General features: G+C 72.8%; 14 protein-coding genes. 8 read left to right on the forward strand and 6 right to left on the reverse strand.

What is annotated here, in order from left to right:
* Nucleotides 1-19: 19 nt before the first annotated feature.
* Complete coding sequence (locus ACYP53_RS00530; RefSeq protein WP_189916269.1) at nt 20-694, forward strand: FadR/GntR family transcriptional regulator; 675 nt, start codon at nt 20-22, stop codon at nt 692-694.
* A 111-nt stretch (nt 695-805) separates the two neighbouring features.
* On the opposite strand, the gene fabI is transcribed toward ACYP53_RS00530, so the two are convergent.
* Both fabI and fabG read right to left on the reverse strand, forming a co-directional pair.
* Complete coding sequence (fabI, locus tag ACYP53_RS00535; RefSeq protein WP_189916270.1) at nt 806-1,573, reverse strand: enoyl-ACP reductase FabI; 768 nt, start codon at nt 1,571-1,573, stop codon at nt 806-808.
* Nucleotides 1,574-1,575: 2 nt separating this feature from the next.
* Nucleotides 1,576-2,295 carry a 3-oxoacyl-[acyl-carrier-protein] reductase gene (gene fabG, locus ACYP53_RS00540; protein ID WP_189916271.1) on the reverse strand — a complete coding sequence of 240 codons (720 nt, stop codon included), beginning with the start codon at nt 2,293-2,295 and terminating at the stop codon, nt 1,576-1,578.
* Between the two features lie 326 nt (nt 2,296-2,621).
* Here fabG and ACYP53_RS00545 point away from each other — a divergent pair, with 326 nt between their 5' ends.
* The 6 genes from ACYP53_RS00545 to ACYP53_RS00570 all read left to right on the forward strand — a co-directional run bounded on the left by ACYP53_RS00545 (nt 2,622) and on the right by ACYP53_RS00570 (nt 8,562).
* A complete protein-coding gene (locus ACYP53_RS00545) occupies nt 2,622-3,767 on the forward strand; it encodes an MBL fold metallo-hydrolase (RefSeq protein ID WP_459646342.1) in 1,146 nt (381 codons plus the stop codon).
* Between the two features lie 175 nt (nt 3,768-3,942).
* Nucleotides 3,943-5,535, forward strand: a complete 1,593-nt coding sequence (locus tag ACYP53_RS00550; protein ID WP_459647933.1) for a TldD/PmbA family protein — start codon at nt 3,943-3,945, stop codon at nt 5,533-5,535.
* Nucleotides 5,535-6,941, forward strand: coding sequence for a metallopeptidase TldD-related protein (locus ACYP53_RS00555; protein ID WP_459646343.1), 1,407 nt, complete (start codon nt 5,535-5,537; stop codon nt 6,939-6,941). The genes ACYP53_RS00550 and ACYP53_RS00555 overlap by 1 nt, the downstream gene beginning before the upstream one ends.
* Before the next feature lie 29 nt (nt 6,942-6,970).
* Nucleotides 6,971-7,522 carry an RNA 2'-phosphotransferase gene (locus ACYP53_RS00560; RefSeq protein ID WP_189916275.1) on the forward strand — a complete coding sequence of 184 codons (552 nt, stop codon included), beginning with the start codon at nt 6,971-6,973 and terminating at the stop codon, nt 7,520-7,522.
* 162 nt (nt 7,523-7,684) lie between these two features.
* Complete coding sequence (locus ACYP53_RS00565) at nt 7,685-8,068, forward strand: DUF3099 domain-containing protein (protein WP_189916276.1); 384 nt, start codon at nt 7,685-7,687, stop codon at nt 8,066-8,068.
* Nucleotides 8,069-8,331: 263 nt separating this feature from the next.
* Entirely contained in the window at nt 8,332-8,562 is a 231-nt protein-coding gene (locus ACYP53_RS00570) for a hypothetical protein (RefSeq protein ID WP_189916277.1), read from the forward strand.
* Nucleotides 8,563-8,595: 33 nt separating this feature from the next.
* Here the strand turns inward: ACYP53_RS00570 and moaA are convergent, their stop codons facing one another.
* From moaA to ACYP53_RS00590, 4 genes are all read right to left on the reverse strand, one after another.
* Nucleotides 8,596-9,585, reverse strand: a complete 990-nt coding sequence (moaA, locus tag ACYP53_RS00575; RefSeq protein WP_189916278.1) for a GTP 3',8-cyclase MoaA — start codon at nt 9,583-9,585, stop codon at nt 8,596-8,598.
* Between the two features lie 75 nt (nt 9,586-9,660).
* Nucleotides 9,661-11,304, reverse strand: coding sequence for a solute symporter family protein (locus ACYP53_RS00580; protein WP_459646344.1), 1,644 nt, complete (start codon nt 11,302-11,304; stop codon nt 9,661-9,663).
* Nucleotides 11,301-11,657, reverse strand: coding sequence for a DUF485 domain-containing protein (locus ACYP53_RS00585; protein WP_189916280.1), 357 nt, complete (start codon nt 11,655-11,657; stop codon nt 11,301-11,303). Before ACYP53_RS00585 ends, ACYP53_RS00580 begins: the two co-directional genes overlap by 4 nt.
* Nucleotides 11,658-11,916: 259 nt before the next feature.
* Nucleotides 11,917-12,960, reverse strand: coding sequence for a zinc-dependent alcohol dehydrogenase family protein (locus ACYP53_RS00590; protein ID WP_459646345.1), 1,044 nt, complete (start codon nt 12,958-12,960; stop codon nt 11,917-11,919).
* 126 nt (nt 12,961-13,086) lie between these two features.
* On the opposite strand from ACYP53_RS00590, the gene ACYP53_RS00595 reads away from it, so the two are divergent.
* Nucleotides 13,087-14,070 (forward strand): DEDDh family exonuclease, encoded by a 984-nt coding sequence (locus ACYP53_RS00595; protein ID WP_189916282.1) that lies wholly within the window; start codon nt 13,087-13,089, stop codon nt 14,068-14,070.
* Nucleotides 14,071-14,086 lie beyond the last annotated feature (16 nt).

Genomic DNA, 14,086 nt, shown 5'->3' on the forward strand with positions numbered 1-14,086 from the left:
TAGTCGCAAGGAGTACCCCGTGGCGCTGTCCTCGCCGAGGCGCACCCCGCTGTCCGACCAGGTGATCGCCCAGCTGCGCGCCCAGATCACCTCCGGGGAGTGGCCGGTCGGCTCGCGCATCCCGACCGAGGCCGCCCTGGTCGAGCAGCTGGGCGTCGCCCGCAACACCGTCCGCGAGGCCGTCCGCGCGCTGGCCCACAACGGCCTGCTCGACATCCGCCAGGGCTCCGGAACGTACGTGCTGGCCACCAGCGAGCTGGCCGGGGTGATGCACCGCCGCTTCGCCGACGCCGAGCAGGCGCAGGTGGCCGAGCTGCGGGCGGCCCTGGAGACCTCGGCGGCCGGCTTGGCCGCCCGGCGGCGCACCGAGCGCGACCTGGAGCTGCTGGACGGCGCCCTGGCCCGCCGGGAGGCCGCCTGGCACTCCGGCGACGCGGAGGACTTCGTCCAGGCCGACGCCGCCTTCCACCAGGCCGTGGTGGCCGCCTCCCACAACGACGTGCTGCTCGCCGTCTACTCCGACCTCGGCGAGGTCACCCGCGAGCACCTGCGGCACGACGTCGGTCCGGAGCTGATCGCCGAGCGCTACATCGGCCACGACACCATCCTGGACGCCATCCGGGCGGGCGACGCCCAGCGCGCCTCGACCGAGGCCGGCCGGGCCATCGGCGCCTGCGGCACGACCGAGGGCTGAGCGGGCCCCGCCCGACGGGCCCCGAGCCCCCGGAGACGCGAAACGCCGCTGCCCGGCACCCCCCGTGGGAGGGGGTGCCGGGCAGCGGCGTACGGGCGGGGCGCCGGAGCGTCAGGCGCCGATGGCGTGCAGACCGCCGTCGACGTGGATGATCTCGCCGGTGGTCTTCGGGAACCAGTCCGACAGCAGCGCGACGACGCCGCGGCCCGCCGGCTCCGGGTCGCTCAGGTCCCACTTCAGCGGGGAGCGGTGGTTCCAGGTGTCGGCCAGGTCGCCGAAGCCCGGGATGGACTTGGCGGCCATCGAACCGATCGGGCCGGCCGAGATCAGGTTGCAGCGGATGTCCCGCGAACCCAGGTAGCGGGCCAGGTAGCGGTTGGTCGACTCCAGGGCGGCCTTGGCCGGGCCCATCCAGTCGTACTGCGGCCAGGCGTACTGGGCGTCGAAGGTCAGGCCGACGACCGAGCCGCCATCCTGCATCAGCGGCAGCAGCGCCGTGGTCAGCGACTTCAGCGAGTACGCCGAGACGTGCATCGCGGTGGCCACGGACTCCCACGGGGTGTCCAGGAAGTTGCCGCCCAGCGCGTCCTGCGGGGCGAAGCCGATCGAGTGGACGACGCCGTCCAGGGTCGGCAGGTGCTCGCGGACCTGGTCGGCGATGCCGGCCAGCTGCTCCGGGTTGGAGACGTCCAGCTCCAGCACCTTGGCCGGGCGCGGCAGCTTCCTGGCGATCCGCTCGGTCAGGCTCGGGCGCGGGAAGGCGGTGAGGATGATCTCCGCACCCTGCTCCTGCGCGAGCCTGGCGGTGTGGAAGGCGATGGAGGACTCCATCAGCACACCCGTGATGAGGATCCGCTTGCCCTCGAGGATTCCGCTCATGCTCAGTGACCCATGCCCAATCCGCCGTCGACGGGAATGACGGCTCCGGTGATGTACGCGGCCTCGTCCGACGAGAGGAACCGCACGGTGGAGGCGACCTCGGCGGGCGCCGCGTAGCGGCCCAGCGGCACGCCCGAGACGATCTCCGCGCGGCGCTCGTCGCTGAGCACGGCGGTCATGTCGGTGTCGACGAAGCCGGGGGCGACCACGTTGACGGTGATGTTGCGCGGGCCGAGCTCGCGCGCCAGCGAGCGGGCGAAGCCGACCAGGCCGGCCTTGGAGGCGGCGTAGTTGGCCTGGCCCGGCGAGCCGGAGAGGCCCACCACGGACGAGATCAGGACGACACGGCCCTTCTTGGCGCGCATCATCAGCTTGGAGGCGCGCTTGACCACCCGGAAGGTGCCGGTCAGGTTGGTGTCGACGACGGAGGTGAAGTCCTCCTCCGACATGCGCAGCAGCAGGGTGTCGTTGGTGATGCCCGCGTTCGCGACCAGCACCTGGACGGCGCCGTGCTTCTCCTCGATCTCGGTGAAGGCGGCGTCGACCTGCGCGGCGTCCGTGATGTCGCAGCGGACCGCGAGGACGTCGTACTTGGCCAGCGCCTCGGGCACCTCACCCGAGCGACTGGTGATGGCCACCTTGTCGCCCGCTTCGGCGAAGGCCTGGGCGATCGCGAGGCCGATGCCCCGGTTTCCTCCGGTGACGAGAACCGAGCGGCTCAACGATCCACCTCTCTCCGTGTGTGAGCGCGTACGTCGGAATGCGTACGCAGTGTGACGCTATCGGGCGCCCGGCGACGGCGGCGCATCGGGCTCCCACAGCGCCGCACCGAATGAACTGTCGCAATCCGACAACCCGCACCCGCCGCCCGGGCCCGGCCCGGCGGCACCGCCCCAGGTCGCCGCCCCGGGCCCGGGCACCGCCCGGATCGGCGCCACTGTGCGGGAACAACACGGGCGGCCGCACCCGTTGCCCCCGTGGTACGGGTCGGCCCGGGCCTGCCGTACCGTTCACCCGACCATCCCGGCGAGCGACGAAGGCAGAGCGGATGACCAAGGCACGGCGTGGGAGCACCCACCGACCCGGACGACTGCTGGCCCTCACCGCCCTCGCGGCCGGCTTCGGCGCGGCCGCCTGGTCGCTGCGCGACCTGCCGGCGGCCTTCGGGCGGCGCCCCGACGGCGAGCGCGAGGAGCGGGTGCGCAACTCCCCCCAGTACCGCGACGGCGTCTTCCACAACGCCCCCTCCACGCTCGCCCGCACCTCCGGGGCCCCCGGCTTCGACGGCGCCACCGCCCGCCGGATGCTCTTCGAGCGCGAGGGCCGCGTCCCCGCCCACCCGGTGCCCACCGTCCGTCCCGCCACCCCGCCCGGCCCGGCGGCCGAGGGCGTGGAGATCACCTGGTACGGGCACGCCTCCGCGCTGGTGGAGATCGAGGGCTTCCGGGTGCTGCTCGACCCGGTCTGGAGCGACCGCTGCTCCCCCTCCGCCCACATCGGCCCCAAGCGGCTGCACCCGGTGCCGGTCGAGCTGGAGGAGCTGCCGCCGGTCGACGCGGTGCTGATCTCCCACGACCACTACGACCACCTGGACATGGCGACGGTCAAGCGCCTGGTGCGCAGCCAGTCCGCGCCCTTCGCGGTGCCGCTGGGCATCGGCTCCCACCTGCGCCGCTGGGGCGTCCCGGAGCACCGGATCATCGAGCTGGACTGGGACGAGACCTGCAACCTGGGCGAGCTGGTGCTCACCCTCACCGCCGCGCACCACTTCTCCGGCCGCGGCCTGACCCGCAACACCACCCTCTGGGGCTCCTGGGTGATCGCCGGCCCGAACCGCAAGGTCTTCTACACCGGCGACTCCGGCTACTTCGAGGGCTACGCCCGGATCGGCGAGCAGCACGGCCCGTTCGACGCCGCGCTGGTCCAGATCGGCGCCTACGACGCGGCCTGGGCAGACATCCACATGACCCCGGAGGACGCCGTCCTCGCCCACCGGGACCTGACGGCCGGCCTGCTGGTGCCCGTCCACTGGTGCACCTTCAACCTGGGCCTGCACCGGTGGTCCGAGCCGATCGAGCGGCTGGTCGCGGAGGCCAAGGAGCACGGCGTCCCGCTGGCCGTGCCGCGCCCGGGCGAGCGGGTGGACGTCGACAACCCGCCGGAGCTCGACGGCTGGTGGGAGTCCGTCGGCTGACGGCCCCCCGAACGGCTCCGAACGGCCCTGACCTGCGCACCGTACGGGCCGACACCGCAGCGCACCGGGCGAAATGCGCTGGCCGGAAACCCGGTGGACGGGAAATGATGCGGTGCGGGCGCCCCTGTGGCCCCGCACCGCCACCCTCCGCGACCTGGGAGCCCGATTGCCTCCGATCCCTCCGGCCGACCGCGCCGGCGCCGCGCCCGCCCGCGCCGTCGACCCGCTCTTCCTCGCCCTGCCGCTGCGCGCCCTCGCCGACGCCGCCCTCACCCGGGCCCGTGAACTCGGCGCGAGCCACGCCGACTTCCGCCTGGAGCGGATCCGCAGCGCCTCCTGGCGGCTGCGCGACGCCCGTCCGGCCGGCACCTCGGACAGCGTGCAGCTGGGCTTCGCCGTCCGGGTGCTGCTGGACGGCGCCTGGGGCTTCGCCGCCGGCGTCGACCTCACCGCCGCTGCGGCCGTGCGGTTCGCCGAGCAGGCCGTCGCGGTGGCCCGCCTCTCCGGCGGGATCAGCCGGGCGGCCGGCTCCGCCGAGCGGGTCGAGCTGGCCGACGAGCCGGTCCACCGGGACGTCACCTGGGTCTCCGCGTACGAGGTCAACCCCTTCGAGGTGCCGGACGCGGAGAAGACCGCGCTGCTCGCCGACTGGAGTTCCCGGCTGCTGGCCGCCGACGGCGTCTCGCACGTCCAGGCGTCCTTGCTGACCGTCCAGGAGAACAAGTTCTACGCGGACACCGCGGGCACCGTGACCACCCAGCAGCGGATCCGGCTGCACCCGGAGCTGGAGGCCACCTCGGTCGACGAGCGCACCGGCGCCTTCGACTCGATGCGCACCCTGGCCCCGCCGGTCGGCCGCGGCTTCGAGTACCTCACGGGGGTCCGGGGGTCGTCCCCCGATGGACAGGGCCTGACGGGCACCGGCTGGGACTGGGACGCCGAACTCGCCGAGCTGCCGACCCTGCTCGCCGAGAAGATGAAGGCCCCGAGCGTCCAGGCGGGCCGCTACGACCTGGTCATCGACCCGTCCAACCTCTGGCTGACCATCCACGAGTCGATCGGCCACGCCACCGAACTGGACCGCGCGCTCGGCTACGAGGCCGCCTACGCCGGCACCTCCTTCGCCACCTTCGACAAGCTCGGCTCGCTGAAGTACGGCTCCGAGCTGATGCACGTCACCGGCGACCGCACCGCCGAGCACGGCCTGTCCACCATCGGCTACGACGACGAGGGCGTCGCCACCCAGTCCTGGGACCTGGTCCGGGACGGCGTCCTGGTCGGCTACCAACTGGACCGCGGCATGGCCCGGTTGAAGGGCTTCGAGCGCTCCAACGGCTGCTCCTTCGCAGACTCCCCGGCGCACGTCCCGGTGCAGCGGATGGCCAACGTCTCGCTCCGGCCCGCCGCCGACGGCCCGGACACCGAGGGCCTGTTCGCCGGGGTGGAGAACGGCCTGTACATCGTCGGTGATCGTTCGTGGTCGATTGATATGCAAAGGTATAACTTCCAATTCACGGGGCAACGCGCCTACGCCATCAAGAACGGCGAACTCGCGGGCCAGGTCAAGGACTTCGCCTACCAGGCCACCACCACCGACTTCTGGGGCTCGATGGCGGCGGTCGGCGGCCCGCAGACCTACGTCCTCGGCGGCGCCTTCAACTGCGGCAAGGCGCAGCCCGGCCAGACCGCGGCCGTCAGCCACGGCTGCCCGTCGGCCCTGTTCCGGAACGTCAACGTGCTCAACACCCAGCAGGAGGCGGGTCACTGATGACCGCGACGCAGCCCCACGAACTCGTCGAGCTGGCGCTCGGCCTCTCCCGCGCCGACGGCTGCGTGGTGATCGCCGACGAGGAGTCCACCGCCAACCTGCGCTGGGCCGGCAACGCCCTGACCACCAACGGCGTCACCCGCGGCCGCCGGCTGACCGTGATCGCCACCGTGGCCGGCGCCGAGGGCACCGCCTCCGGCGTGGTCTCCCGCGAGGCCGTGACCGCGGCCGAGGTCGAGGACCTGGTCCGGGCCGCCGAGGCGGCCGCCCGCGCGGCCGGCCCGGCCGAGGACGCCCAGCCGCTGGTCGCCGACCGGCCCGCCTCCCCGGACTTCACCGAGCCGCCCGCGGAGACCTCGATCGCGGTGTTCGAGGCCTTCGGCCCGGCCCTCGGCGAGGCCTTCGCCCGCGCCGCCGCCCGGGGCGAGCTGCTGTACGGCTTCGCCCGGCACGAGGTGGTCACCAGCTACCTGGGCACCTCCACCGGTCTGCGGCTGCGCCACGACCAGCCCACCGGCATGGTCGAGATCAACGCCAAGACCGCCGACCTGTCCGACTCGGCCTGGGTCGGCGCCGCCACCCGGGACTTCACCGACGTCGACGTGTCGGCCCTGCACACCGAGCTGACCAGGCGCCTCGGCTGGGGCGCCCGCAAGGTGGACCTGCCGGCCGGCCGCTACGAGACCCTGCTGCCGCCCTCGGCCGTCGCCGACCTGATGGTCTACCTCAGCTGGTCGGCCGGCGGCCGGGACGCCCACGAGGGCCGGACGGTCTTCTCCAAGCCCGGCGGGGGCACCCGGATCGGCGACAAGCTGAGCGGCCTGCCGCTGACCCTGCGCGCGGACCCGGCCGAGCCCGGCCTGGAGACGGCGCCGTTCGTGCTCGCGCACTCCACCGGCGGGGACGTCTCGGTCTTCGACAACGGCGAGCCGACCGCCGCCACCGAGTGGATCCGCGAGGGCGTGCTCAACGACCTGGTGACCAGCCGCCACTCGGCCGGCCTCACCGGCCTGCCGGTGCGCCCGGCGATCGACAACCTCGTCCTGGAGGCGGTGCAGGGGTCGGCGCAGGAGTCGGCGCCGACCCTGGACGAGATGATCGCCCGCACCGAGCGCGGCCTGCTGCTCACCTGCCTCTGGTACATCCGCGAGGTGGACCCGGCGACGCTGCTGCTCACCGGCCTCACCCGGGACGGCGTCTACCTGGTGGAGAACGGCGAGGTCGTCGGCGCGGTCAACAACTTCCGGTTCAACGAGTCCCCGGTGGACCTGCTCGGCCGGATCACCGAGGTGGGCCGCACCGAACGCTGCCTGCCCCGCGAGTGGAGCGACTGGTTCACCCGCACCGCGATGCCACCCGTGCGTGTCGCGGACTTCAACATGAGTTCGGTCAGCCAGGCCTCTTAGCCGCTGGCCTACGGGGGGATACGAGAGACATGACGGACGAGAAGCGGCTGGTCAAGACGAGCAAGATGCTGTCGCGCATCCTGCGGCACGAGCCCGAGCGGGTGGGCGTCACGCTCGACGGGGCCGGCTGGGTCCGGATCGACGTGCTGCTCGCCGCGCTCGCGGCGAAGGGCAACCGGCTGACCAGGGCCGAGCTGGACCACGTGGTGGCCACCAACAACAAGCGCCGCTTCGGCTACTCGCCGGACGGTCTCTCGATCCGCGCGAACCAGGGCCACACGGTGGCGGTCGACCTCGGTCTGGCCGCCGCCGTGCCGCCCCACGTGCTCTACCACGGCACCGCCGACCGGCACCTGGCGGCGATCTTCCGCGAGGGCCTGCGCCCGATGGCCCGCCAGGACGTCCACCTCTCGGCCGACACCGAGACGGCGACCAGGGTCGGCGCCCGGCACGGCCGTCCGGTGGTGCTGACGGTGAACGCCGCCGCGATGGCGGCGGCCGGCCACGAGTTCCGGATCAGCGACAACGGCGTCTGGCTCACCGACGCCGTGCCCCCGCAGTACCTCTCCCGGCGCTCCTGAAGCCCGTTCCGCGAAGGGCCTGTCCGCTCCGCCGGACAGGCCCTTCGCGCACCCGGCCGGGTGCGTCCGCCCCACCCGGTCTCGTCGCCACGACCGCCCGGGCGTACCGTGAAGTGGCCGCGCGGCCAGACGCGCGGGGGCGCGACGAGGGCGGTAGGACACATGGACAAGAGTGCCGGCGGCGGGCAGGTCTTCCGGATCACGGGGGCTCGCAGCAGCCTCACCGAGGACGTCCGGGGGCGCCAGCGCCGCTACGTGATCTCGATGCTGTTCCGTACGGTCTGCGTGCTGCTCGCGGTGGTGCTGTGGGACGTCCAGCGCTGGCTGGCGTTCGCGGCGCTGGCGTGCGCCGTCCTGATGCCGTACTTCGCGGTGCTGATCGCCAACGCGGGCCGGGAACGGGCCCCGGGGCTGCCGAGCACCTTCGACATCCCGCTCGACACCCCGCTGATGCTCGGCCCCGGTGGTACGGGTGGGGCGGGTGCGACGGCCGGTGCGGGTGGTGCGAAGACCGCTGCCACCGATCCTTCACAGGACGTGAACTGACCGACCGTTCCGTCCCGTTCCGTCCTGATCCGGCTCGACGAAAGCTCAATAAAACCTCAGATTAATCATGCAAGACCTCCCCATCCGAGGGTCTTGGCGTGACATACTGCGTACGCGCTCCGCATCCCCCGTCGGAGCGACGGACCGACGCCGGGCGGCTCCCCCCGTGGCTGCCCGGCGTCGCCATGCCCGGATCCGGTCGTCCGGCCGGGGCGTGACAGACTGGCGGTGCAGATTCACCCGCTACCGCTGAGGACGGCCCGATGGACACCCCGCAGACGCCGATCTGCTCCGCCAAGGGCTGCCGGGCGGACGCCGGCTGGGTGCTGGTGTGGAACAACCCCAAGCTGCACACCCCGGACCGCCGCAAGACCTGGCTCGCCTGCGACGAGCACCGCGAGCACCTGTCCCAGTTCCTCGGCGTGCGCGGCTTCCTCAAGGAGGTCGTCGCCTTCGCCGACTGGACCCCCGAGGACCCCGGCGCCTCCGCCTGACCCCGAGCCCGAACCGCTTCTCCGCCCCCGCGCTCAGCCGCCGATCGCGGACATCGGCCGGTCCGGCTGCAGGAACTCCGGGTCGTCGATCCCGGCCCCGGCCTTCTTGCCCCACATCGCCGCCCGCCACAGCGTGGCCAGCTCGGCGTCGGCGGCGCCCGAGCGCAACGCGGCGCGCAGGTCGGTCTCCCCGGTCGCGAACAGGCAGTTGCGCACCTGGCCGTCGGCGGTCAGCCGGGTCCGGTCGCAGGCGCGGCAGAACGGCCTGGTGACGGAGGCGATCACGCCGACCCGGCCCGGGCCGCCGTCCACCAGCCAGCGCTCGGCGGGCGCCGCGCCCCGGGACGCGGACGGCTCCGGGGTGAGCGCGAAGCGGGCCCGCAGCAGGTCGAGGATCTCCCCGGCGGTGACCATCGAGCTGCGGTCCCAGCCGTGCTGGGCGTCCAGCGGCATCTGCTCGATGAAGCGCAGCTCGTAGCCCCGCTCCAGGCACCAGGCCAGCAGGTCGGCGGCCTCGTGGTCGTTGACCCCGCGCATCAGCACCGCGTTCAGCTTCACCGGCGTGAGCCCGGCGGCCTCGGCGGCGGCCAGCCCGTCCAGCACGTCCTGGTGGCGGTGGCGGCGGGTGAGGGTGTGGAACACCTCGGGGTCGAGGGTGTCCAGCGAGACGTTGACCCGGTCGAGCCCGGCCTCGCGCAGCGCCGTCGCGGTGCGGGCCAGTCCGATGCCGTTGGTGGTCAGCGACAGCTCGGGGCGCGGCTCCAGCTCCGAGCAGGCGGCCACGATCGCGACCAGCCCGGGGCGCAGCAGCGGCTCGCCGCCGGTGAAGCGGACCTCGCGGACGCCCAGGTCCCGCACGGCGACGGTGACCAGCCGGACGATCTCCTCGTCGGTCAGCAGGTCCGGCTTGGCCAGCCACTGGAGGCCTTCCTCCGGCATGCAGTAGGTGCAGCGCAGGTTGCACCGGTCCGTGAGGGAGACCCGCAGGTCGACGGCCTGGCGTCCGAAGGTGTCGAGCAGCACGTGCGTCCTTCCCCGAAATGCGGCCGGCCCGGCCACCGTGAGGCGGGCCGGGCCAGCATAGTCATCGCGGGATGATCAATGGGCACCCAGTCCGGTCAGCGAGCGGACCTCCAGTTCAGCGTACTTCGCCGGGTCGGGACGCTCGGGGGAGAGCAGGGTGCCGAGCCAGCCGGCCAGGAAGCCGATCGGGATGGAGACCAGGCCGGGGTTCTCCAGGGGGAACCAGTGGAAGTCGACGTCCGGAAAGAGTGACTTCGGGGTTCCGGACAGCACCGGGGAGAAGATCACCAGCACCACCGAGGAGATCAGGCCGGCGTAGACCGAGCTGACCGCGCCCGCGGTGGTGAAGCGCTTCCAGAACAGTGAGTACAGCAGGGTCGGCAGGTTCGCCGAGGCGGCCACCGCGAAGGCCAGCGCGACCAGGGCGGCGGTGCTGAGCTTGCCCGCGTAGAGGCTGAGGACGATGGAGACGGCGCCGATCGCGACAGCGGCCCACTTCGCCGACAGCACCTCCTCCTTCTCGCTCGCCTTGCCGCGCCGGATCACGTTGGCGTACAGGTCGTGCGCGAAGGAAGCCGAGGAGGCCAGGGTGAGGCCGGCGACCACGGCGAGGATGGTGGCGAAGGCGACCGCGGAGATCACCGCGAGCATGATCGCCCCGCCGGTGGCGCCGTCCCCGCCGCCGAGCTGCTCGCCGAGCTGCTTGCCGAGCTGCTCGGCGAGCAGCGGCGCCGCGGTGTTCCCCGACGGCGTCTTGCCCTCGACGGCCACCATGCCGCTGCGGCCGACCAGTGCCGCCGCGCCGAAGCCGAGCGCCAGCGTCATCAGGTAGAAGACGCCGATGATGCCGATCGCCCAGAGCACCGACTTCCGGGCCGCCTTGGCGGTGGGCACGGTGTAGAAGCGGACCAGGATGTGCGGCAGGCCCGCGGTGCCGAGCACCAGGGCGATCCCCAGGCTGATGAAGTCGAGCTTGGAGGTGTTGCTGGCCCCGTACTTCAGCCCGGGTTCGAGGAAGGCCGCCCCCTTGCCGCTCGCGGAGGCGGCGGCGCCGAGCAGCTCCGAGGGGTTGAAGTGGTACTTGGCGAGCACCAGGACGGTCATCAGCGCGGCACCGACGATCAGCAGCACCGCCTTGACGATCTGCACCCAGGTGGTGCCCTTCATGCCCCCTATCACCACGTAGATGATCATCAGTGCGCCCACCGCGAGGATGGTCCAGCGCTTGGCGCCGTCCCCGGTGACCCCCAGCAGCAGGGCCACCAGCGCCCCGGCGCCGACCATCTGGGCGAGCAGATAGAAGATCGACACCACGATGGTGGACACCCCGGCCGCAGTGCGCACCGGCCGCTGGCGCATCCGGAACGCGAGCACGTCCGCCATGGTGAACCGGCCGGAGTTGCGCAGCGGCTCGGCGATCAGCAGCAGCGCGACCAGCCAGGCGACCAGGAAGCCGATCGAGTAGAGGAAGCCGTCGTAGCCGTTGAGCGCGATCAGCCCGGCGATGCCGAGGAAGGAGGCCGCGGACATGTAGTCGCCGGAGATGGCCAGGCCGTTCTGGAAGCCGGTGAAGCCCCGGCCGCCGGCGTAGAAGTCGGCGGCGCTCCGGTTCTGCCGCCCTGCCCAGACGGTGATGACCAGGGTGGCCAGCACGAAGACCCCGAACAGGGTCATGGTCAGGCCGCGGTGCTCGGTGGCGGAGCTGGCGAGCAAGGTCATTCGGCGGACTCCCGGGGGGCGTGGACGACGGCGCCGTGCGCCTCACGGATCGCGGTGGCGACCGGGTCGATCCGCCGGTCGGCGTAGCGGGCGTACCAGGCGGCGATCGCGAAGGTGGTGGCGAACTGCAGCAGCCCCAGCACCAGGGCCAGGTTGACGTGCCCGATGACCTTGGTGCCCATCAGGCCGGGGGCGTAGCACGAGAGCAGGACGTAGAGCAGGTACCAGAGCACGAAGCCGATGGTGACCGGGAAGGCGAAGCTCCGGAACGAGCGCCGCAGGGTACGGAACTCCTCACTCTCGTCGATGAGTTGGACTTCCGTGGGGGAAGTGGCGATCGGCGGCGAATCCACTCTCTCTCCTCACTCCTTCGGCGTAGCTGTCACACAGGGGGAACGATCGAACGTGAGGGCCGTCACATTTCGCGGGCGCGCCGCGCAATGCTAGGAGCGTCGTGCCCAGCCCGAAAGGGGTTGACCGCGATCAGCCAGCCGTTCACCCCCTCGCACCATCCGAATGGCCGAAAACCACCACCCGTGCCGCTTCGCACCCCTCCCGTCCCATGCGAAAGGGGCGGCACCGACCAGCGGTGCCGCCCCTCGTGACAAGACGTCAGAAGGCGATCCGGACCTTCAGCGCCGAGCGGTCGTCCATCGCCCGGTAGCCGTCCGGCACGCCGTCCAGGCCGACCGTGCGGTCGAAGACCAGGCCCGGCTCGATGGCCCCGGAGAGCACGTCCGGCAGCAGCTCGGGGATGTACGCGCGGGCCGGCGCGACGCCACCGTTCAGCGAAACGTTTCGGCCGAACATCTGTCCGATGTCCACGCCCGCGCTGCCGCCGTGGGGCACCCCGACGTACCCGACCGCGCCGCCGTCCCGGGTGATCGACACGGCCGTCCGCATCGACTCCTCGGTGCCGACCGCCTCCAGCACCGCGTGCGCGCCCACGCCGCCGGTCAGCTCCTTGACCGCCTCGACGGCCGCGTCCCCGCGCTCGGCCACCACGTCCGTCGCGCCGAAGCGCCGGGCCAGCTCGGTCCGGGCCGTGTGCCGGCCCAGCGCGATGATCCGGCCCGCGCCCAGCCGGTGCGCCGCCAGGACGCCGCACAGGCCCACCGCGCCGTCGCCGACCACCGCGACCGTCGACCCGGGCCGCACCCGCGCCGAGACCGCCGCGTGGTGCCCGGTCGCCATCACGTCCGACAGCGCCAGCAGCCCCGGCAGCAGCTTCTCGTCGCCCGCCGCCTCCTTCGGCAGCTTCACCAGCGTCCCGTCCGCGAACGGCACCCGCACCGCCTCGCCCTGGCCGCCGTCCGAGCCGACCTGGCCCCAGAACCCGCCGTGCGGGCAGGAGGTGTGCAGGCCCTCGCGACAGAAATCACACGTCCCGTCCGACCAGACGAACGGGGCCACCACCAGGTCGCCCTTGGCGAAGCCCCGGACCTCGGCGCCGGCCTCCTCGACCACGCCCAGGAACTCGTGCCCGATCCGCTGCCCGGCCACCCGCTGGGCCACGCCCCGGTAGGCCCACAGGTCGCTGCCGCAGATACAGGCGTTCAGCACCCGGAGGACCACGTCCGTGGGATGCCGGATCACCGGGTCCGGTACTTCCTCGATCCGGATGTCATTGGGGCCGTGGATCACGGTGGCACGCATGCGCTGTTCCTTCGCTCAGAACGTATCGACCAGGTGTACGACACCCCCGTCGACCACTCTATTCCGGCCGGTCGGTCGGAACATTCCGACCGGACCCGTCCTCGCCGCCCCTTATCCTGTTGGACCATGCAACCGATCCAGCCCGCGCCGAGGACCGCCCCGGTCCCCGCACAGCGCTCAGCCGCCCTCACCGAGGGCTTCGCGGTCGTCGACGTCGAGACCACCGGTCTCGGCCGCTCCGACCGCGTCATCTCGGCGGGCGTCTACCAGCTGGACCCGGACGGCGAGGTCACCGACCACTGGTACACCCTGGTCAACCCCGAGCGGGACCCGGGCCCGGTCTGGATCCACGGCCTGACCGCCGAGCTGCTCACCACCGCCCCGACCTTCCCGCAGATCGCCGACGAGCTCGCCGACCGGCTGCGCGGCCGGGTCCTGGTCGCGCACAACGCGCTCTTCGACTGGAACATGATCTCCCGCGAGTTCTCCCGGGCCGGCCTGCGCGCCCCGGTCGAGCAGCGGATCTGCACCATGGTCCTCTCCCGGGACCTCCGCCTGCCGCTGCCCAACGGCAAGCTGGCCACGCTCGCCGCCCACTTCGGCGTCCAGCAGCGGCACGCCCACAACGCCCTGGACGACGCCCGGGTGCTCGCCGAGGCCTTCCGCCCCAGCCTGCACCTCGCCCGCCTCGGCGGCGTCCCGCTGCCGCTGCAGAACTGCGTCGCGGTCACCGACCTCGGCGAGGAGGAGTCCGCCGCCCCCGGCCGCGCCTCCTGGACCGGCGCGAACTACCGCCAGGCCAAGAAGCGCCCGGCCTGCCCGTACCCGAACCCCGGGCGCTGGCAGGACGGCAAGCCGCTGGTCCAGGGCATGCGGGTGGCCTTCACCGGCGACACCGCCACCGACCGCGAGCTCCTGGAGGACCGCGCCGTCGAGGCCGGCCTGCACATCGCCTCCTCGGTGAGCCGCCTCACCAGCCTGCTGGTCACCAACGAGCCGGACAGCTGGAGCGGCAAGGCCCGCAAGGCCCGGGAGGTCGGCACCCCGGTGGTCACCGAGGACGCGTTCCTGCAACTGCTGCGCGAGGTCGCCCCGCACCCCGGTGCGTGAGCCGGTTGTGAGGTCG

Source organism: Kitasatospora sp. Ki12 (assembly GCF_054601375.1).

Excerpts from the sequence above, each read along its gene's own strand:
- fabI (WP_189916270.1), bottom strand. The coding sequence starts at position 1,573 with ATGAGCGGAATCCTCGAGGGCAAGCGGATCCTCATCACGGGTGTGCTG.
- ACYP53_RS00545 (WP_459646342.1), top strand. The coding sequence starts at position 2,622 with ATGACCAAGGCACGGCGTGGGAGCACCCACCGACCCGGACGACTGCTG.
- ACYP53_RS00555 (WP_459646343.1), top strand. The coding sequence starts at position 5,535 with ATGACCGCGACGCAGCCCCACGAACTCGTCGAGCTGGCGCTCGGCCTC.
- ACYP53_RS00560 (WP_189916275.1), top strand. The coding sequence starts at position 6,971 with ATGACGGACGAGAAGCGGCTGGTCAAGACGAGCAAGATGCTGTCGCGC.
- ACYP53_RS00565 (WP_189916276.1), top strand. The coding sequence starts at position 7,685 with ATGGACAAGAGTGCCGGCGGCGGGCAGGTCTTCCGGATCACGGGGGCT.
- ACYP53_RS00570 (WP_189916277.1), top strand. The coding sequence starts at position 8,332 with ATGGACACCCCGCAGACGCCGATCTGCTCCGCCAAGGGCTGCCGGGCG.
- ACYP53_RS00580 (WP_459646344.1), bottom strand. The coding sequence starts at position 11,304 with ATGACCTTGCTCGCCAGCTCCGCCACCGAGCACCGCGGCCTGACCATG.
- ACYP53_RS00590 (WP_459646345.1), bottom strand. The coding sequence starts at position 12,960 with ATGCGTGCCACCGTGATCCACGGCCCCAATGACATCCGGATCGAGGAA.
- ACYP53_RS00595 (WP_189916282.1), top strand. The coding sequence starts at position 13,087 with ATGCAACCGATCCAGCCCGCGCCGAGGACCGCCCCGGTCCCCGCACAG.